The organism is Conexibacter sp. CPCC 205762 (assembly GCF_030646155.1).
GTDB lineage: Bacteria > Actinomycetota > Thermoleophilia > Solirubrobacterales > Solirubrobacteraceae > Conexibacter.
Map to the genome: position 1 here is coordinate 70,190 of NZ_JAUTDN010000005.1, position 18,251 is coordinate 88,440.

An 18,251-nucleotide genomic window follows, 5' to 3' on the forward strand; every position below is an offset into this window, starting at 1 on the left:
ATGTCGGTCAGAGCGAGCATGGGATCTCCGCCCGGATGGTGGTGCCTCGTCCGGACGGGCTGAAGACTGCCAGACGGCCGTCGATCGCGGACAGCCGGTCCTCGAGGCCGCGCAGGCCGGTGCCGCCGGCCGGGTCGGCGCCGCCGACGCCGTCGTCGCTGACCTGCACGATCGCGTGGCCCTCCAGCCGCTGCACGCTGACCTCGGCGTGGGTCGCGCCGGCGTACTTGGCGACGTTGGCGAGCGCTTCGGCCACGACGAAGTAGGCGGCGCCCTCGATCGGCGCCGGCAGCCGCTCCTGCGGCACCGTGCTCAGCTCGACCGGCAGCGGCGCGCGGCTGGCGAGCGCCTCCAGCGCCGGGCCGAGGCCGCGGTCGGTGAGGATCGCCGGGTGGATGCCGCGCGCCAGCTCGCGCAGCTCCTCCAGCGCCAGCCGCGCCTCGTCGCGCGCCTCGCGGATCAGCGCGCGCGCCTGCTCGGGGTCGGCCTCGACCTGGTTCTCGGCGATCCCGAGCGTCAGCGCGAGCGCCACCAGCCGTTGCTGCGCGCCGTCGTGGAGGTCGCGCTCGATCCGCCGCCGCTCGCGCGTGACGACCTCCAGCAGCCGCGCCCGCGAGGCGCGCACCTCGGCGATCTGCACGCGCAGCTCCGCGTCGAGCCGCTCGTTCTCCAGCGTCAGCGCGGCGGCGGCGCCGGCCGCCCGCACCAGCTCCGGGTCCTCGTCGAGCGAGGCGTCGTGGATCAGCGCGGCGACGCGGCGGCCGTCGTGCTCGACGAGCGTGAAGGAGCGGCCGCTGCCGGGCTCGGGCAGCGCGACCGGCGCGCCGTTGGCATCGACGTAGCGCCCCTCCCCCGCCGCTCTCGCCGGGCCGCTCGTCGGCAGCCAGTAGGCGATCGCGAGCGAGCGGTCGCGCAGCGCGCTGGCGAGCGCGTCGCGGAGGCGGTTGGGACCGCGGCCGGGGCCGTCGCCGAGGCGCGCCACCAGCCGCCCGACCGACTGCCCGCTGGAGAGGTTCTGGCGCACGATCCCGGACAGGAACGCGACCGGGACCGAGGCGAAGATGAAGAGGCCGGTGAAGTCGAAGACGTTCAGCACGTCGTCGGGCAGGTGCGCGAGCTGGCCGGCGAGCGAGAGGCCGAGCGCGGCGGTCGTCGCCACGCCGCACCACAGCACCGGCGCCAGCAGCCGCCGCTGCGGGCTCGTCGCCCGCTGCCAGCGCGCGACGAGCATGCCCGTGACGACGATCGCGACCCCCAGCAGCGTCGCGCGCAGCAGCGTCTGGCCGGCGTCGGAGAGCCCTTCGTCGGGCGTGACGAGGAATATGTTGCGCGGCAGGTCCGCGGGCGTCGGCGTGACCGACAGCAGCAGCAGCGGCCCGATCAGCACGATCGCATAGGCGACCGCGATCACCCGCCGCTCGGCGCGCGTCTGCAGCCGCCCGGTCGGGAACGCCAGCAGCGTGTGCGCCATCAGCGCCGCGTAGAGCGAGTTGAACGCGTAGCCGAGCGAGAAGATCACGTCGTCGTCGGAGGCGGCGAGCGAGACGAGGAACCAGCTCAGGCCGGTGAGGCTCATCTGCAGGCCGAACCACGAGTCGGGCCGCCGCGCCCAGGCGTACATGCCGGTCGCGGTGAAGAAGATCCCGATCGTCAGCAGCAGCGTCAGCGACAGCCAGCGCGGATCGGCGCGGCTGCTGGTGAGGATCGCGACGATCGTCCACGAGACGCCGAGCAGGGCGACGAAGCCGATCGCCGTGTTGGCGGCGCGCTTGGCGGGCGTCAGCCCGGCGCCGCTCATGGCAGCAGCGCGGTCACGGCGTCGCCCGACAGGTCGGCCTTCGAGACGAAGCCGCAGGCGCCGCAGGCGGAGACGAGCGGCCCGAAGTCGCTCGAGTCGCGGCTGGAGACGATCACGATCCGCGGAGGCTGGTCGAGCGCGTTGATGCGGTCGGCGACGACGAAGCCGTCGAGGTCGGGGAGGCCGACGTCGAGCAGCACGACGTCCGGGCGCAGCTCTCTGACGGCGACCAGGCCGGAGGCGCCGTCCTGCGCCTCGCCGACGACGAGGAAGCCGCCGGCCTCCATCACGCGTCTGGCGCTGGAGCGGAACGACGGGTGGTCGTCGACGATCAGGAGCGTACGAGCCATCAGGCAGATGATTGTGGCCGACCGTTGCACGAGCAAGCGTACGGGTAGCCCCCGTCAGCGAGACGGGGCTCCCGGCGGGCGGCTCAGGCGGCGTGCGCGGCGGCGGCGATCGCCGCGTAGGCGGCGGCAGGATCGTCGGCGCCGAAGATCGCCGAGCCGGCGACGAGCACGTTCGCGCCATGTCTGGCGCAGGCGGCCGCGGTCGTCGCGTCGACGCCGCCGTCGACCTCGATCGCCGCCGTCTGCGGCAGCAGCGCGCGCAGCCGCGCCAGCTTGTCGAGCGAGGCCGGGATGAACGGCTGCCCGCCCCAGCCCGGGTTGACCGACATGCAGAGCGCCATGTCGAGCAGCTCGCCGACCTCGGCCAGGACGCTGACCGGCGTGCCCGGGTTGATCGCGGCGGCGGCGTTGGCGCCGGCCTGCTTGATCGCGCCGAGCGAGTAGTTGAGGTGCGGCGTCGCCTCGGCGTGGACGGTGATCGAGTCGGCGCCGGCCTTCGCGAACTCGGCGACCTGCCGCTCCGGCCGCTCGATCATCAGGTGGACGTCGAGCAGCGCGCCGGCGGCGTGGACCTCGTCGGCGAGCGCCGAGACGACGATCGGCCCCATCGTGATCGGCGGCACGAAGTGGCCGTCCATCACGTCGACGTGGATCACGCGCGCGCCGGCGGCGATCACCTCGCCGACCTGCGCGCCGAGGCGCGCGAAGTCGGCCGACAGGATCGAGGGCGCGATCCGCGTCGCGCTGAGCAGCTCGCTGGCGTTCGGTCTCGGCATCAGGCCGATCAGTCTTGCGGATCGCGCCCGAGGGCGTCAGCTCGTCAGCTCGCCGGCACGAGCGTGAACGGCTTCGTCACGACCGGCACCGAGCCCGCGTCTCTCAGCGGGATCGCCGTCGTTCTGGTCGACGAGTTCGTGCACGTGCCGCTGGAACGATAGGACTGGAAGGTCGACTCCTCCGGCACCGCCGCGACGCCGATCCAGATTCTCGTGCCCGGGAGCAGCTGCGTCTCGCCGTAGTACGGCAGCTGGATCGGGTAGCTGGAGCTGTACGAGCCGTACGCCGGGCCGCTGCACGAGGTCGCTCTGTAGAGGATCTGCGACGCGTTGTAGTACGTCGGGTAGTTCGTCGACGTGCTGCTGTCGTAGACGAGCAGCGCGCCCTCTCTCGTCATGACCGTGATGTAGCCGCTGGAGAAGAAGCCGGCGAAGACGCCGAGGTTGCGGCCGGCGGCGTCGGCCACGTTGAAGGCGCCGGGCGCGCCGACGGCGCCGGGCGCGCCGTTGGCGCCGGCAGGCCCCTGCGGTCCGGCGGCGCCGGCCGCGCCGTTGGCGCCGGCGGCGCCTCTGGCGCCTCTCGCGCCGGCGGGGCCGCGCAGCGATCTCTTCGCGGATCTCGTCAGCTTCTCTGCGCTGACGCTCCCTCTCGCCAGCTCGCGGCCGGTGATCGTGCCGGCGGCGAGGTCTCTGCCGGTGATCAGCTTCGCGGCGGTCGCGAGGCCGCCGGAGACGACGAAGGCGGCGGCTGCGGCCGCGGCGACGAGGATGACCAACCGGCGACTGCGTCCACGCATCTGCTGCTCCCTTGTCCGGATCGGTGCCGGGTGGCACTCAACCGGAAAGCGGCGCGGGCGTCAGTGTCGGATCGGTCTCAGACCGGTGTCAGCATGCTGCCCTTGCAGTGGTTGCAGATGACGATCGCCGTGCTCGACATGCGCACGATCGTCGAATGCTCACCGCAGTTGGGGCAGACCGAGACCAGCTCGTAGCGCTTCAGGCAGTAGACGCAGCGGTAGCGGCCCGGCATCGTCGTCGGGCGCAGCCACGGCTCGCCGCAGCCCGGGCACTCGGGGCCGAGTCTGGCCGGCTGCTCACTCATGTCCGAAACCTCGTCCGCACCCCTCCGTGATAGCGCATCGGGCGGATGGGCGCGCCTGCCGAACAGCTCGAAATGGCATCAGCTCGCCTTCTCCAGCCGCGCGATGAAGAAGCCGTCGGTGCTGTCGCGATGCGGCAGCAGCTGCAACGTGCGCGGCTCGATCCGCGACCGCAGCGACGGTCGCGCGCTGCCGAGGTCGGCGAGCGCGAAGCCGGCGCCCGCGGGGTCGGCGAGGAAGCGCTGGACGACGCGCTCGTTCTCTCTGGGCGAGATCGTGCAGGTGACGTAGAGCAGCGCGCCGCCCGGCCGCAGCGCCGCCGCGCCGGCGGTGAGGATGCGGAACTGCAGCTCGGCCAGCTCGTCGATCGCCTGCTCGCTCGCGCGCCAGCGCAGATCGGGCCGGCCCTGCAGCGTGCCGAGGCCCGAGCAGGGCGGATCGATCAGGACGGCGTCGAACGGCTCGTCGTCACGCGGACGGGCGGCGTCACCGGCCTCGACCTCGACGATCGACTGCGCGCCGAGCCGCTTCAGCGTCTCGCGCAGCGCGGCGGCGCGTCTCGGGTTGCGCTCGACGGCGACGACCGCGCCGTCGGGGCCGACCAGCTGCGCGAGGTGACTCGCCTTGCCGCCGGGGGCGGCGCAGAGGTCGAGCACGCGCATCCCCGGAGCGGGCGCCAGCAGCCGCGCCGCCGCCTGCGCCGCGCGCGACTGCGCGACCAGCTCGCCGGCCGCGAAGCGCGCGTCGCCGCGCAGGTCGAAGGCGTCGTCGGCGACGAGGCCCTCGGGCAGGTCGAGGCCGTCGAGCGCGGCCGCGTGGGTCTCGACGCCATCGGCGCGCAGCGCGGCCGCGACGGCGTCGCGGGCCTCGCGCGGAGCGGGCGCGTCGGCGCGTGCGGCGTCGGCCACGACCTCGCGAGCCGCCCGCAGCGTGTTGACCCGCAGCGCGCTCTCGGCCGGCTCGTTGACGCGCGCCAGCAGCGCGCGGGCGTCGTCCGGGCCGATCGCCTGCCACCACAGCCGCGCCAGCCAGTCGGGCACGGAATATCTGAGCGCCGCCGTTCTCGGTCTGCCGTCGCCGAGCTGCGCCAGCATCCGCGGCCCCTCGCGCTGCGCCCGCCGCAGGACGGCGTTGACGAGCTTGTAGCCGTGGCCGCCGCCCGCCTTCGCCAGCTCGACGCTCTGGTCGACGGCCGCATGCGGCGCGACCCCGTCGAGGAACAGCAGCTGCAGCAGCCCCAGCCGCAGCGCGTCACGGACGGCCGGATCGAGCTGCTCGACGGGCCGTCTCGTGAGCCGCTCGATCAGGTGGTCGAGCGTGCGGCGACGCTGGACGGCGCCGTAGGCGAGCGCGGTCGCGAAGCCGTGGTCGCGGTGGTCGAGCCCGGCGCGGGCGGCCTCGCCGGCGAGCGCGCGATCGGCGTACGCGCCCTCCTCCTGAACCCGTCGCAGCACCGCGGCGGCGACCCGGCGGGCGGGCGAAACTCCATTTTCGACCAGAGGCACCCGCCCATCGTGGCATGATCCCCGCCAGTGGCCCTTCTGGAGACGATCACCGCCGCCGTCCAGCTGACCCCGGTCGAGCAGGACCACCTCGACCAGGCGCGCCAGATGCAGGCGATGTCGTTCGCCGTCCACATCCCGCTGACCTGCTTCGGCGTCGCCTTCCCCGCGCTGATCCTGTTCGTCGAGTGGCTGCACCTGCGCACGGGCGATCCGGTCTACCGCAGAATCGCCCGCCGCTGGTCGCGGATCATGGTCGCGCTGTTCGCCGTCGGAGTCGTCACCGGCACGATCCTCAGCTTCGAGCTGGGGATGCTGTGGCCGAACTTCATGGGCTCGTTCGGCGACGTCTTCGGGCTCGGCTTCGCGATCGAGGGCTTCGCCTTCTTCCTCGAGGCGATCTTCATCGCGATCTACGTCTACGGCTGGGATCGCATGAAGCCGCGCCATCACTTCCTCAGCGGCATCCCGATCGTCCTCACCGGCATGCTCGGCGCGGCGATGGTGATCGCCGTCAACGGCTGGATGAACCACCCGGGCGGCTTCGACCTCGCAGGCGGCCAGATCGAGAACGTGCGCCCGTGGGCGGCGCTGTTCGGCAACACGTTCTTCTGGCACGAGCTGATCCACATGTACGTCGCCGCGTACATCGTCGTCGGCTTCCTGCTCGCCGGCGCCTACGCGTGGGGCAAGCTGAGAGGCAGATGGGGCCGCTACGAGCGGATCGCGCTGACGATCCCGCTGACGGTCGCGGCGGTCGCGGCGCCGGTGCAGCTGCTCGTCGGCGACTGGGCGGCGCGCGAGGTCGCCTCGCACCAGCCGGTGAAGCTGGCCGCGCTGGAGGGTCTGCAGGAGACGACGAAGGGCGCGCCCGAGCACATACTCGGCTGGTACGACAAGGACACCGGCGAGATCAGATGGGGGATCTCGATACCGAAGCTGCTGTCGTTCCTCTCCTACCACGACCCGAACGCGACCGTCAGAGGGCTCGACGCGGTCCCGCCCGACGACCGTCCCGGCCCGATCAACACCGTCCGCTTCGCCTTCCAGGGGATGGTCGGGATCGGCACCGGCCTCGCGGCGCTGGCCGCGCTCGTGCTGTTCTTCCGCTGGCGCAAGAAGCGATTGCCCGAGTCGGTCTGGTTCGACCGCGCGCTCGTGCTCGCCGGGCCGGGCGCGGTCGTCGCGCTGATCTGCGGCTGGGTCGTGACCGAGGTCGGCCGCCAGCCGTGGATCGTCTACGAGGTGATGCGCGTCGACGCGGCCGTCACCGGCGCCGGCGGCGTCCCGGTCGGCTACGGGCTGCTGGCGCTCGTCTACGTGGGGCTGCTGGCCGCGCTCGCGTGGATCCTGCGGCGGCTGTCGAAGATGCCGCTGCACGACGACGCCGAGGTGCTGACCTGATGCACCTCTACGCCGTGCCGCTGCTGTTCGCGCTGATCGGGATGGTGCTCTATGTCGTGCTCGCCGGGGCCGACTTCGGCGCCGGCTTCTGGCAGCTGGTCGCCGGCCGCGGCGAGCACGGCCGACGTGTCCGCGAGCACGCCCACGAGTCGATGGCGCCGGTCTGGGAGGCGAACCACGTCTGGCTCATCTTCGTGCTCGTGGTGATGTGGACCTGCTATCCGGAGGCGTTCGCGTCGATCGCCTCCACCCTCTCGATCCCGCTGTTCGTGGCGGCGCTCGGGATCGTCTTCCGCGGCGCCGCCTACGCGCTCCGGGCCGGCACCGCGCAGGCGCGCGAGCTGCGCGTGATCGACAGCGTCTTCGCCGTCGCCTCGATCCTGACGCCGTTCGCGCTCGGCACCGTCGTCGGCGGCATCGCCTCCGGCCGCGTGCCGGTCGGCAACGCGGCCGGCGACCAGTGGTCGAGCTGGCTCAACCCGACCTCGGTCACGATCGGCCTGCTGGCGGTCGCGCTGTCGGCCTACCTGGCGGCCGTCTACCTCGCCGCAGACGCCGTCCGCCGCGGCGACGCGGAGATGGAGCGGGCCTTCCGCCTGCGCGCGCTGGTCGCCGGCCTCGTCGCGGGCGGGATGGCCGCCGGCGCGCTCGTGGTCCTGCGCGACGACACGCGCACGCTGTTCGACGCGCTGCTGTCCGGCGCCGGCCTGGCGGCCGTGATCGTCAGCGCGCTGGCCGGCCTCGGCACGCTGCTGCTGGTGCGGGCGCGCAGCTACGAGTACTCGCGCTACAGCGCGGCGGTGGCGGTCGCGGCGATCGTCGCCGGCTGGGCGATCGCGCAGTCGCCGGAGCTGCTGCCGGGCGCGATGACCGTCGAGCAGGCCGCCGCCGGCGACGACACGCTGATCGCCGTCGTCGCGGCCGTGCTGGCCGGCCTGGTCGTGCTGGCGCCGTCGCTGGGGCTGCTGTTCACGCTGACGCTGCGCGGGTCGCTCGGGCACGGCGGCGACGCTCCTGCGGGCGCGTCTGGCGGAGGCGCCGGCCTGACCGACGAGTGGCCGACGCCGGTCCACGCGCTCAGCGCCGCCCGCAACGGCCTGCTGGCGCGCGGGGCGATCGCCTTCGCCGTGCTCGGCTTCGCCTTCCTGACGGTCGCGAACGCCGGCTGGGCGCACGCGATCGGCGTCCCCTGCCTGTTCGCCTCCGCGCTGCTCGGCTTCCGCGCAGCGGTGCCGAGCGACTGATCCCCGTGAAGTTGCTGGTCTCCTGGACCAGCAGATTCACGGGGATCGGCTAGAGCGCGCGCCCGCGCAGGTAGTCGGCAGCCGCCATCGCTCTCTTGCCGGGCGGTTGGACGGTCAGCAGCTCCAGCACCGTTCCGCCGGCGGCGCCGAGCAGCAGGCGGCCCTCCTGTCCCTCCAGCGCGCCGGGCGCCAGCGCGGCGCCGTCGGCCGGCTGGGCGCTGAGGACGCCGAGGAACTCGTCCCCCAGCGGCAGGCGCGTGCCGATGTGCGGGTGCAGCGCGCGGATCGTGCGGTCGAGCTGGGCGGCGTCGTCGCGCGCCGGATCGAGCGTGCGGTCCTCGGGGCCGATCTTCTCGGCGTAGGTGAGACCCTCCTCGGTCTGCTCGACGTACGGCGGGCGCTCGCTGAGCGCGCGCACGAGCAGCTCGCCGCCGATCGTCTCCAGCCGCGCGGCGAGCGCGCCGTAGTCGTCGCGCGGGCCGATCGGCGCGCGTTCGACGAGCGCGACGGGGCCGGAGTCGAGCCCGGCGGTGAGCTGCATGATCGCGACGCCGGTCTCCGCGTCGCCGGCCATGATCGCCCGCTCCAGCGGGGCCGCCCCGCGCCAGCGCGGCAGCAGCGACGGATGCACGTTGACGATCTCGTGCTCGCTCAGCAGCGGCTCCTTGATCAGCGCGCCGAAGGCGCAGACGATCACGGCGCCGGGCTCGGCCGCCGAGATGCGGGCGCGCGCCTCCTCGCCGTTGACGTCGGCCGGCTGGTCCAGCTCGATCCCCAGCTCGCGCGCCGCGTCGGCGACCGGCGGCGACTGCAGCCTGCGGCCGCGCCCCTTCGGGCGGTCGGGCCGCGTCACGACGAGCTGCGGGCGGTGGGGGCTGTCGGCGAGCCGCCGCAGGATCGCGGCGGCGAAGTCGGAGGTGCCGAGGTAGACGGTGCGCAAGGCAGCCCTACGCGACCGCGTCCTCGGCGGCCCGCTCGCGCTCGCGCAGGATCTTCATCGCCTGCTTGCGCTCCGAGCGCGAGGTGCGGTCGAGGATCAGGACGCCGTCGAGGTGGTCCATCTCGTGCTGGATCACGCGCGCCTCGAGGCCGCTCGCCTCGACCGTGATCCGCTCGCCCTGCTCGTCCTGCGCGCTGACGCGCACGTTGACGGGGCGCTCGACCTCGACCAGCACGCCCTGGAGGCTGAGGCAGCCCTCCTCGACCGTCTCCAGCTCCTCCCCGGACCACTCCAGCTGCGGATTCACGAGCGCTATCACCGGCGAGTCCTGCTCGACGCGATAGACGAGCACGCGGTTGAGCTTGCCGAGCTGCGTCGCCGCCAGGCCGATCCCGAGCGAGTCGTTCATGATCTCGCCCATCCCCTCGATCTGGGCGCGCAGGTCGTCGTCGAACTGCGTCACGACCATCGCCTTGCTCTTCAGCACGGGATCGCCGAACTGGCGCACGTATCTGATCGCCTCGTTGCGGCGGGCGGCTGTCTCGGGGTCGAGGCGCGGGGCCTCGCCGATCTCGGTCTCGTTGTCGCTGTCGTCTCGCTCGGCCATATCGCTGCTGGAGTGTAGAGCGGTCATTGCGGATCGACGTCGGCGGAGAGGCTGACGCGGCGGCCGATCGCGGTTCTCGCGACCGCGTCGACCGCCGCCGCGACCGACTGCACCGCCGCGCGCCGCTGCGTCGCCTTGACGACCAGCTGGCTGCGCTCTCTGCCGCGCAGCCTGAACAGCGGCGCGGGGCCGAGCACCTGCGCGCCGGGCGCGTCGATCAGTCTCGCGACGGCGTCGGCGGCGGCGTGCGCGTCGCTCAGCTGCTCGGCCGAGCAGACGACCCTGATCAGCGAGGCGAACGGCGGATAGCGCAGCAGCTCGCGCCGCTGCAGCTCGCCCGCGACGAAGCCGTCGCTGTCGTGCTCGGCGGCGGCGACGATCGCGCGCTCCTCCGGCGCCAGCGTCTGCACCAGCACGCGCCCCTCGCCGTGCTGGCCGCGGCCGGCGCGGCCGGCGAGCTGGGCGATCAGCGAGAAGGTCCGCTCGTCGGCGCGGAAGTCGGGGAAGCGCAGCGTCTGGTCGGCGTCGAGCACGACCCCGAGCGTCACGTCGGGGAAGTCGTGGCCCTTGGCGACGATCTGCGTGCCGACGAGCACGCCGGCCGGGGCGGCGTCGAACCTGCCCAGCGCCTTCGCGATCGCGCCCTTCGTCGCGGTCGTGTCGGCGTCGAGGCGGAAGACCGGGAACTGCGGGTCGCCGATCGCCTCGATCAGCTCCTGCTCGATCCGCTCGGTGCCGGCGCCGTGGCGCGCGAGCGTGACCGAGCCGCAGTCGGGGCAGCTCGACGGCACCCGCTCGGCGTGGCCGCAGTGGTGGCAGGTGACCGCACGCTGGCTGCGGTGGAGCACGAGCGCGACATCGCACTGCGGGCACTGCCAGACCTTGCCGCAGGAGCGGCAGGAGAGGAAGTTCGACCAGCCGCGGCGGTTGACGAGCACGATCGCCTTACGGCCCGCGCGCCGCACGTCGCCGAGCGCCTCGCGCGTGACCGGGTGCAGCGGATGCTTGGCGTCGCGCATGTCGAGGATCTCGACCGGCGGCAGTGGACGGCCGTCCACGCGTCTGGAGATCCGCAGCCGCCGCAGCGCGTGGACCGACTCCGGCCGGGGCGTCGCGGAGCCGCTCAGCAGCACGGCGCCGGCGTCGTGAGCGCGGCGGGCGGCGACGCGGCGGGCGTCGTAGCGCGGGTCGCCCTCGTGCTTGTAGGCCGACTCGTGCTCCTCGTCGACGATCACCAGCCCGACCTGCTCCAGCGGCGCGAAGACGGCCGAGCGCGGCCCGACGGCGATCCGCGCCTCGCCGCGCCGCAGCCGCATCCACTCGTCGTAGCGCTCGCCCTGGCCGAGCTGCGAGTGGAGCACCGCGACGGTGTCGCCGAAGCGCGCCTCGAAGCGCGCGACGGTCTGCGGCGCGAGCGCGATCTCCGGCACGAGCACGATCACGCTTCTGCCGGTCTGCAGCGCCGCGGCGGCCGCCTGCAGGTAGACCTCGGTCTTGCCGGAGCCGGTGACGCCGTGCAGCAGGAAGCGGCGGTCGGCCGGGTTGAGCGTCCCGTCGGGCGCCTCCAGCGCGGCGATCAGCGGCTCCAGCGCGCGCTCCTGCTCGGCGGTGAGGCGCGGCGGCGTGGCGCTGGCGCGCTGGCCGATCGCAGCGTGGACCGGCCGCCGCCGCTGCTCGCGTCGCTCCAGCAGCAGCAGCCCGCGCTCGGCGAGCCGTCTGAGCGTGCCGTGGTCGGCGCCGGTCTGGGCGGCCGGCAGCGGCCCCGCCGTCTGCAGCGTCGAGAGGATCGTGTGCTGCTTGGGCGTGAGCCTGACCGGCTTGGCGGTCGTCGCCGCGCCGCTGCCGGACGCACCCGGCGCCGGCTCGCCCGGCAGCGGCGCGCCTTCGGCCGCGAGCGCGAGCGCCAGCCGCCCGCTCGCCGTCAGCTCGGCGACGAGCGCGGTGCGGCTGGAGACGCGCGGTCTCGTCGCGCGGCCGGCGCCGGGCGGCAGCACGAGCCCGAGCGCGCGCGCCGGCGTCGAGCAGTACTCCTCGGCGATCCAGTGCGCCAGCGAGACCAGCTCGGCCGGGACCCCGGGCCCCGACGCTGAGCGCGGCTGCGCGAGCTTCTCGGCCGGCACGTCGGTCGTCTCGGTCCGCTCGACGACGACGCCGACGACGTCGCGCCCGCCGAACGGCACCACCAGCACCGCCCCCGCCTCGACGTCGGACAGCTCCGGCGGCAGCAGGTAGTCGAACGGTCCGCGCAGGGCGCGCGCCGTCGTCAACGGCTCGATGCGGGCGATCGGCGGCACGGGAGCAGGACCCTACGCGCGCGGGCGGGAGAACAGCAGCACGCCGCTCAAGGTAGACGCCCGTGATGAAAGCGCGATCGACCGCCGCCTGGGGCAGTACGCTCCCGCTCTATGGCACTCGAGCTCCATCAGGAAGAGCACGTCATCTTCGCCGGGCACCCGTCGTGGCGGGGGACGCTCAGCTTCTACGTGCGCGGCGCGGTCATCGCGCTGATCGGCGCGGCGATCGCCGCAGCCGTCACGGCGATCGGGAGCGGATTCTCGGTCGGGGTCGTGATCGCCGTCTTCGTCGTCGTGATGGCGCTCGTGATCCTCGCGGGCTTCCTCTTCCGCTTCTCGACGACGTACACGATCACCAACCAGCGCCTGACGATCGAGCGCGGGATACTCGCGAAGCACATGCAGCAGACCCGCGTCGAGCGCGTCCAGAACGTCAACACCGACCAGACGCTGCTCGATCGCCTCCTGCGCGTCGGCCAGGTCGACTTCGACACCGCCGGCTCCGACGACTCCGACTTCACCTTCCGCGGCGTCGCCAATCCCGACCAGGTCGTGCGCGCGGTCGACAGAGCGCATCGCGACCGCGAGTCGCGCGGCGCCCGCGAGAACGACGACCCGACCATCGGCGGCGGGCTCTAGCGCGAGCGCCGCGGCCGCCCGGCGCGCGGGCGCGGGCGGCACGGACGCGACGCAGGGATCCTCGTGCGCAGCGCGCAGATCGGCTACGAGACGGCCGTCCACGACCGCGGCGACGGGCCGGCGGTCGTGCTCGTCCACGGCACGCCGCTGGACGCCGGCAGCTGGCGCCTGATCGCGCCGGCGCTGGCGCAGGCCGGCCGGCGCGTGCTCGCCTACGACCTGCGCGGTCACGGCAGCGCCGCGCCGACGCCGCTGCCGCCCGACTACGCGCTGCTGGCGGCCGACCTCGGCCGTCTGCTGGACCTGCTCGCGATCGAGCGCGCGCACGTCGTCGGCCACTCCTTCGGCGCGCAGGTCGCGCAGACGTTCGCGCTCGAGCTGCCGGAGCGGCTCGCGTCGCTGACGATCGTCTGCGGCCGGCTGGCGCCGTTCCCGCCGTTCGAGCAGGTCGCGGCCAGAGTCGAGGCCGACGGCATCGAGCCGCTGGCGGAGGGTCTGATGGAGCGCTGGCTCGGCGCCGGCCACGTCGCCGCCGGCGGCGCCGCGATCGACTACGTGCGCGCGACGCTGGCGCGTGCCGACGCCGCCGCCTACGCGACCGCCCTGCGGATGATCGCTTCGTATGACGGCCAGCAGCGGATGGCCGAGATAGCCGCACCGGTGACCGTCATCGCCTGCGAGCGCGACGGCGTCGCGACGCCCGAGCTGGCCCGTGAGGCGGCCGCGCTGGCGCCCTCAGGCCGCTTCGAGCTGGTGGCCGACTGCGGCCACATGCTGCCGCTCGAGCAGCCCGAGCACCTGCTCGGACTGCTCGACGGGATGCTTCCTCGCGCCTGAGCTACGCGGCGGCGCTGATGCCGGCGGCGTCGCGGAGGGCGTCGGCCTTGTCCGTCTTCTCCCACGTGAAGTCGGCGTCCTCGCGGCCGAAGTGACCGTAGGCAGCCGTCTTCTGGTACACCGGACGGTGGAGGTCGAGGTACTCGCGGAAGGCGCCCGGACGGAGGTCGAAGTGCTCGCGCACGAGCTGCTCGATCTTCGCGCGGCCGATCTTCTCGGTGCCGAACGTCTCGACCATCACCGAGACCGGGTGGGCGACGCCGATCGCGTACGCGACCTGGACCTCGGCGCGGTCGGCGAGGCCGGCGGCGACGACGTTCTTGGCGACGTAGCGGGCGGCGTACGCGGCCGAGCGGTCGACCTTCGACGGATCCTTGCCCGAGAAGGCGCCGCCGCCGTGGCGGGCAGCGCCGCCGTAGGTGTCGACGATGATCTTGCGGCCGGTGAGGCCGGCGTCGCCGACCGGGCCGCCGATCACGAAGCGACCGGTCGGGTTGACGAGGAACTCGCCGCGCAGCTTGCCCGCGTCGAACAGGTCCTTCGGCAGCACCGGCAGCACGACGTGCTCCCAGAGGTCGTCCGGGATCAGCGACTCGGCGCCCTCGGCGTGCTGGGTCGAGATCAGCAGCTTCTCGATCTCGACCGGCTTGCCGTCGCGGTAGCGGACGGAGACCTGCGTCTTGCCGTCCGGGCGCAGGTAGTTGAGCGTGTCGTCCTTGCGGACGTCCGCGAGGCGCTTGGCGAGCTTGTGCGCCAGCGCGATCGGCAGCGGCATCAGCTCGTCGGTCTCGCGCGTGGCGTAGCCGAACATCATGCCCTGGTCGCCGGCGCCGGCGACGTCGAGCTTGTCGTCGTCGGCCGGGTCGGTGCGGGTCTCGTAGGCCTGGTCGACGCCCTGGGCGATGTCAGCCGACTGTCTGTCGATCGCGTTGAGGACGGCGACGGAGTCGGCGCTGAAGCCGAGGTTGCCGTCGACGTAGCCGATCTTCCGGATCGTCTCGCGGGCGATCTCCTGGATGTCGACGTAGGTGGAGGTCGAGATCTCACCCGAGACCACGACGAGGCCCGTGTTCACGAGCGTCTCGCACGCCACGCGGCCGTAGGGGTCGTCCTTGAGGACGGCGTCCAGGACCCCGTCGGAGATCTGGTCGGCGATCTTGTCCGGGTGACCTTCCGTCACGGACTCCGACGTGAACAGGAACTCGTTGTCGCTAAAGGTGCTCATGGGATCTCGAACGTCAGCTCCGCGGTCGATTGTGCCTTCTCGCCCGTCGAGGTGAGACCGACTGCGCGTACGCGCTGCAGATCCGCGCCGAGGCCCGAATCCGCGGTCAGTCCCAGCGGCTCGAAGAAGGTGAGAAGCTGGCTGAAGTCAAAGAAGACTATCGAGGTCAACTCTGATTGGGAATCAGGGATTACCGCCTTGTAATCCGGATTCTCGTCAATCGACCCCTGCGGTCTCAGGACGGCTGCGAGCGGCGCGGCGCCCGTGGAGAGCGCCAGCATGCCGTCTGCAAGGGCGTAGTCGAGCTCCACGCCGCCGCCCGCGTCGAGTCTGCGCGCGGCGATCCCGCCGACCGGGGCGTCGGCGAAGGCGGGCGCGGCGCCGTCCGCCGTCGCGAACAATCTCGCCAGCGCCGGCTCGAGTCTGCGCAGCCCGGCCGCGCCGGCGGCCTCGTCGCGGACCTTCGCCAGCAGCACCAGCGACGGCGTTCTGCCGACCGGCACGATCGCGACGGCGACCTCGCCGCCGAGCAGCGGCAGCAGGTCTCTGCCGAAGTCGACGCCCTGCGCTCTCAGCGTTCTCTCCGCCGCCTGGACCAGTCTCAGCGTCTCGGTCGCGCTGCCGCCGCCGACGCCGCCGAGGCTCAGCAGCAGCGGCGCCGCCTTCGCGAGGCCGGGGAAGCCGAGGTAGCCGATCGTGGCGCGTGGGAGCGCCTTCATCAGCGTCGGCGCGAAGGTCGCCGGTCTGACGCGGCTGCTGGGATCGAGATCGGAGCGGATGCGGACTCTCATGCTCGTGCCGGCCGCGCTGACCGTCAGCGCGACGGCGCGCAGCGACGGCTGGTCCAGCAGCGCGCCGAGCAGACCGAGCGGGCCGCTGCGCGGCGCCAGCAGCAGCCGCACGCCGGCGACGGTCGCATAGGCGTCGAGCGCGCGGTCGGCGGGCTGGCCGGCGGTCGCGCGGCGGTAGGCGGGATCGTCGGCGAGCGTTCTGGCGCCTCTGACGCCCTCGACGCGGTCGAGCGCGCCGCGGACGGTCGCCTGCTGGCCGACGAGCAGGAACCCGTCGGCGAAGGCGGCGACGGTGCCGTTGCCGTAGCTGGAGACGGTGTGGCCGCGATAGCTGCCGCGTCTGGCCGGGCCGGCGGTGCGCGAGAGGAAGCGGCGCGCGCCGTCCTCGTCGGCGACCGCGAGCAGCAGCAGCGAACCGGCCGTGCCTCTGCCGCTCTGGGTGAAGGCCAGCGCCGCCTCGTCGCCGAGCCACGGCCGCACGTCGCGGGCGAAGTCGACCGGCTGGCCGCCGCCGCTGCCGAGCAGGCCGCCGGCCAGCTCGCCGAGCGTGCTGTCGAGGCCGGCGCGGCCGGCGAGCGTCAGTGCCTGCTGGACGGCCTCGCGGTCGCCGTCGGTCGAGAGGTGGACCCAGGCGAGCGCGTCGGCCGGCGCGAGCTGCGCGGCGCGATCGGCGGCGGGGCCGCCGCCGTCGGAGCCGCCGCCGAGCAGCACGACCGCCAGCACGACGGCGACGATCAGCGCGAGCAGGCCGGCGCCGGCGCGCCAGTCGCGCAGGACCGGCGGGAGCGGGCGTCTGGCCTGCCGCCGCGGCGCCGCCGTGCGCGGCGGCCCGGCGGGTGCTCTGCTCCTCGCGGTGCCCATCGGCCGGCGAGTCTGCCAGACGGCGCGGCGCGCCGCGTCAGCCCGCCGCGCGGCGGCCGTCGGGAGGCGGCGTCGGCGACTGCGTCAGGCGAACGAGTCGTCGCCGTCGAGCGCGTCGAAGGTGCCGCCGGCCGCTTCCTCGCGGGCTCTGGCGCGGTCGCGCCGGCTCTCGCCGCGGGCCGGGCGGCCCTGTCTCTCGCCGCGCCGCTCGCGCCGCTCGACGAAGTCGATGATCAGCGGGATCCCCTCCATCCGGTAGCGCTCGCGGAGGCGGTTCTCGATGAAGTAGGCGTAGTCGCGCGTAACGCGGTTGCGCGAGTTGATCTGGATCGAGAAGCGCGGCGGCCGCTCGCTCGTCTGCGTCATGTAGATCAGCTTGAGGCGGTGGTTCTGCTTCGCCGGCGGCTGACGGATCTCCTGGATGTCGGAGAGGAAGCGGTTCAGCTGCGGCGTCGGGATGCGGCCGGAGGTGCGGTCGGCGAGCGCGACCGCCTCCGTCAGCAGGCGGTGGATGTGACGGCCGGTGAGCGCGCTGGTCGTCAGCACGCGCGGGCGCAGCCGCAGCTTCTGGTTGACGCGGGCGCGCTCGTGGTCGAGGTCGAACTCAGGCTCGTCCTCGCCGCCGGTCAGGTCCCACTTGTTCAGCACCAGCGCGGTCGCGCAGCCCGACTGCATCGCCAGCTCGGCGATCCGCAGGTCCTGCGCGGTGACGCCCTCCTGCGCGTCGCAGACGACGAGCGCCACGTCGGCCCGCTCGGCGGCGCGCCGCGAGCGCAGCGCGGTGTAGTACTCGACCGAGTCGCCGACCTTCGCCTGGCGGCGCATGCCGGCGGTGTCGACGAGGATCAGTCTGCGGTCCTCGAACGTGAACGGCAGGTCGATCGCGTCGCGCGTGGTGCCGGCGACGTCGGAGACGATCACGCGGTCGTTGCCGAGGATCTTGTTGACGATGCTCGACTTGCCGACGTTCGGGCGGCCGATCAGCGCGAGCCGGACGAGGTCCTCGTCCTCCTGCAGATCGTCCTCGTCGGGCAGGTGCTCGACGACGCGGTCGAGCAGGTCGCCGGTGCCGAGGCCCTGGACGGCCGAGACCGCCGTCGGCTCGCCGAAGCCGAGCGCGTAGAACTCGGCCGCGAGCACGAGGTCCTTGACGGAGTCGATCTTGTTGGCAGCGAGGATCACCGGAACTCTGCCGCGCCGCAGCAGGTCGGCCATCTCCTCGTCGCCGGGGCGGATGCCGGACTGCGCGTCGACGACGAACAGCGCCAGCTGCGCGTCGGCGAGCGCGGCTCTCGCCTGCTCCTGGATCGACCGCTGCATCTCGTTGCGGTCGTCGAGGTCGACGCCGCCGGTGTCGATCAGGATGAATCTGCGCCCGTTCCACTCCGTCGGGAGCTCCTTGCGGTCGCGCGTGACGCCGGGCCGCTCGTGCACGACCGCCTCGCGCGTCTGCGTGAGGCGGTTGACCAGCGACGACTTGCCGACGTTGGGGTAGCCGACGACGGCGACCTTCATACGGTGCTCCTCAGATCGATCACTTCGATGCCGGGCGCGTCCATGCGGACGATCTCCGGGTCACCGGTGTAGATGGCGGTTCTGTGACGCCGCGCGGTCGCGACGCAGAACGCATCAGCATAGGAGAGACCGCCGCCGGCCTTGATCTCGGCGGCTGCCATCACGAGCGGCGGGTCCGGCGTCTCGACGCGCACGCGGCGCTGGATCGCCTCGATCGCCACCCGCGCCTGCGGCTCGCCGCGGCGGCGCATCGTCTGGTAGTAGACCTCGCCGAGGTTGATCCACGACATGACGGCCGCTCCGTCGTCGATGACGGCGGCGACACGGGTCGCGGCGGGCTCGTCGTCGAGCAGCGCCATCAACGCCCA

17 protein-coding genes are annotated in these 18,251 nt (G+C 73.4%); 4 read left to right on the top strand and 13 right to left on the bottom strand.

The window, feature by feature from the left end; genetic code table 11:
• Positions 1-7: 7 nt before the first annotated feature.
• The 6 genes from Q7L73_RS06935 to rsmB form a co-directional block, all read right to left on the bottom strand.
• Positions 8-1,798 carry a sensor histidine kinase gene (locus Q7L73_RS06935; RefSeq protein ID WP_304687428.1) on the bottom strand — a complete coding sequence of 597 codons (1,791 nt, stop codon included), beginning with the start codon at positions 1,796-1,798 and terminating at the stop codon, positions 8-10.
• Positions 1,795-2,148 carry a response regulator transcription factor gene (locus Q7L73_RS06940; RefSeq protein ID WP_304687432.1) on the bottom strand — a complete coding sequence of 118 codons (354 nt, stop codon included), beginning with the start codon at positions 2,146-2,148 and terminating at the stop codon, positions 1,795-1,797. Before Q7L73_RS06940 ends, Q7L73_RS06935 begins: the two co-directional genes overlap by 4 nt.
• Before the next feature lie 83 nt (positions 2,149-2,231).
• Positions 2,232-2,924 carry a ribulose-phosphate 3-epimerase gene (rpe, locus tag Q7L73_RS06945; RefSeq protein ID WP_304687435.1) on the bottom strand — a complete coding sequence of 231 codons (693 nt, stop codon included), beginning with the start codon at positions 2,922-2,924 and terminating at the stop codon, positions 2,232-2,234.
• Positions 2,925-2,968: 44 nt separating this feature from the next.
• A complete protein-coding gene (locus Q7L73_RS06950) occupies positions 2,969-3,721 on the bottom strand; it encodes a hypothetical protein (RefSeq protein ID WP_304687436.1) in 753 nt (250 codons plus the stop codon).
• 77 nt (positions 3,722-3,798) lie between these two features.
• A complete protein-coding gene (locus tag Q7L73_RS06955; protein WP_304687439.1) occupies positions 3,799-4,026 on the bottom strand; it encodes a zinc-ribbon domain-containing protein in 228 nt (75 codons plus the stop codon).
• 78 nt (positions 4,027-4,104) lie between these two features.
• Positions 4,105-5,529: a 16S rRNA (cytosine(967)-C(5))-methyltransferase RsmB gene (gene rsmB, locus Q7L73_RS06960; RefSeq protein WP_304687440.1), complete on the bottom strand. Its 1,425-nt coding sequence runs from the start codon at positions 5,527-5,529 to the stop codon at positions 4,105-4,107.
• A gap of 27 nt (positions 5,530-5,556) precedes the next feature.
• Between rsmB and Q7L73_RS06965 the strand changes: the two genes are divergently transcribed.
• Together Q7L73_RS06965 and Q7L73_RS06970 are read left to right on the top strand one after the other, a co-directional pair.
• Positions 5,557-6,930 (top strand): cytochrome ubiquinol oxidase subunit I, encoded by a 1,374-nt coding sequence (locus tag Q7L73_RS06965; RefSeq protein ID WP_304687443.1) that lies wholly within the window; start codon positions 5,557-5,559, stop codon positions 6,928-6,930.
• Positions 6,930-8,174 (top strand): cytochrome d ubiquinol oxidase subunit II, encoded by a 1,245-nt coding sequence (locus Q7L73_RS06970; protein WP_304687444.1) that lies wholly within the window; start codon positions 6,930-6,932, stop codon positions 8,172-8,174. Before Q7L73_RS06965 ends, Q7L73_RS06970 begins: the two co-directional genes overlap by 1 nt.
• Positions 8,175-8,223: 49 nt before the next feature.
• Here Q7L73_RS06970 and Q7L73_RS06975 read toward each other — a convergent pair whose 3' ends face one another.
• Genes Q7L73_RS06975 through priA form a run of 3 tightly spaced genes read right to left on the bottom strand, consistent with a single transcriptional unit; the run spans position 8,224 to position 12,015 of the window.
• Positions 8,224-9,114: a methionyl-tRNA formyltransferase gene (locus tag Q7L73_RS06975; RefSeq protein WP_304687447.1), complete on the bottom strand. Its 891-nt coding sequence runs from the start codon at positions 9,112-9,114 to the stop codon at positions 8,224-8,226.
• 7 nt (positions 9,115-9,121) lie between these two features.
• Positions 9,122-9,721, bottom strand: coding sequence for a peptide deformylase (gene def, locus Q7L73_RS06980; RefSeq protein WP_304687448.1), 600 nt, complete (start codon positions 9,719-9,721; stop codon positions 9,122-9,124).
• Between the two features lie 23 nt (positions 9,722-9,744).
• Positions 9,745-12,015 carry a primosomal protein N' gene (priA, locus tag Q7L73_RS06985; RefSeq protein WP_304687449.1) on the bottom strand — a complete coding sequence of 757 codons (2,271 nt, stop codon included), beginning with the start codon at positions 12,013-12,015 and terminating at the stop codon, positions 9,745-9,747.
• A gap of 111 nt (positions 12,016-12,126) precedes the next feature.
• On the opposite strand from priA, the gene Q7L73_RS06990 reads away from it, so the two are divergent.
• Both Q7L73_RS06990 and Q7L73_RS06995 read left to right on the top strand, forming a co-directional pair.
• Positions 12,127-12,654, top strand: coding sequence for a PH domain-containing protein (locus Q7L73_RS06990; RefSeq protein ID WP_304687451.1), 528 nt, complete (start codon positions 12,127-12,129; stop codon positions 12,652-12,654).
• 63 nt (positions 12,655-12,717) lie between these two features.
• On the top strand, positions 12,718-13,491 hold the full coding sequence (locus Q7L73_RS06995; protein ID WP_304687452.1) for an alpha/beta fold hydrolase: 774 nt from the start codon (positions 12,718-12,720) through the stop codon (positions 13,489-13,491).
• Between the two features lies 1 nt (position 13,492).
• Here Q7L73_RS06995 and metK read toward each other — a convergent pair whose 3' ends face one another.
• From metK to Q7L73_RS07015, 4 genes are all read right to left on the bottom strand, one after another.
• On the bottom strand, positions 13,493-14,716 hold the full coding sequence (metK, locus tag Q7L73_RS07000) for a methionine adenosyltransferase (RefSeq protein WP_304687455.1): 1,224 nt from the start codon (positions 14,714-14,716) through the stop codon (positions 13,493-13,495).
• Positions 14,713-16,368 carry a DUF3352 domain-containing protein gene (locus Q7L73_RS07005; protein ID WP_304687460.1) on the bottom strand — a complete coding sequence of 552 codons (1,656 nt, stop codon included), beginning with the start codon at positions 16,366-16,368 and terminating at the stop codon, positions 14,713-14,715. The genes metK and Q7L73_RS07005 overlap by 4 nt, the downstream gene beginning before the upstream one ends.
• Positions 16,369-16,452: 84 nt before the next feature.
• Complete coding sequence (gene der, locus Q7L73_RS07010) at positions 16,453-17,883, bottom strand: ribosome biogenesis GTPase Der (RefSeq protein WP_304687464.1); 1,431 nt, start codon at positions 17,881-17,883, stop codon at positions 16,453-16,455.
• Positions 17,880-18,242 carry a type II toxin-antitoxin system VapC family toxin gene (locus tag Q7L73_RS07015; RefSeq protein ID WP_304687465.1) on the bottom strand — a complete coding sequence of 121 codons (363 nt, stop codon included), beginning with the start codon at positions 18,240-18,242 and terminating at the stop codon, positions 17,880-17,882. The genes der and Q7L73_RS07015 overlap by 4 nt, the downstream gene beginning before the upstream one ends.
• Between the last annotated feature and the right edge of the window lie 9 nt (positions 18,243-18,251).

Bases quoted from the DNA above. Each gene is read 5' to 3' on its own strand.
- Q7L73_RS06950 (WP_304687436.1), bottom strand. From the start codon at position 3,721: ATGCGTGGACGCAGTCGCCGGTTGGTCATCCTCGTCGCCGCGGCCGCA.
- rpe (WP_304687435.1), bottom strand. From the start codon at position 2,924: ATGCCGAGACCGAACGCCAGCGAGCTGCTCAGCGCGACGCGGATCGCG.
- Q7L73_RS07015 (WP_304687465.1), bottom strand. From the start codon at position 18,242: ATGGCGCTGCTCGACGACGAGCCCGCCGCGACCCGTGTCGCCGCCGTC.
- der (WP_304687464.1), bottom strand. From the start codon at position 17,883: ATGAAGGTCGCCGTCGTCGGCTACCCCAACGTCGGCAAGTCGTCGCTG.
- metK (WP_304687455.1), bottom strand. From the start codon at position 14,716: ATGAGCACCTTTAGCGACAACGAGTTCCTGTTCACGTCGGAGTCCGTG.
- Q7L73_RS07005 (WP_304687460.1), bottom strand. From the start codon at position 16,368: ATGGGCACCGCGAGGAGCAGAGCACCCGCCGGGCCGCCGCGCACGGCG.
- def (WP_304687448.1), bottom strand. From the start codon at position 9,721: ATGGCCGAGCGAGACGACAGCGACAACGAGACCGAGATCGGCGAGGCC.
- Q7L73_RS06940 (WP_304687432.1), bottom strand. From the start codon at position 2,148: ATGGCTCGTACGCTCCTGATCGTCGACGACCACCCGTCGTTCCGCTCC.
- Q7L73_RS06970 (WP_304687444.1), top strand. From the start codon at position 6,930: ATGCACCTCTACGCCGTGCCGCTGCTGTTCGCGCTGATCGGGATGGTG.
- Q7L73_RS06955 (WP_304687439.1), bottom strand. From the start codon at position 4,026: ATGAGTGAGCAGCCGGCCAGACTCGGCCCCGAGTGCCCGGGCTGCGGC.
- Q7L73_RS06990 (WP_304687451.1), top strand. From the start codon at position 12,127: ATGGCACTCGAGCTCCATCAGGAAGAGCACGTCATCTTCGCCGGGCAC.
- Q7L73_RS06935 (WP_304687428.1), bottom strand. From the start codon at position 1,798: ATGAGCGGCGCCGGGCTGACGCCCGCCAAGCGCGCCGCCAACACGGCG.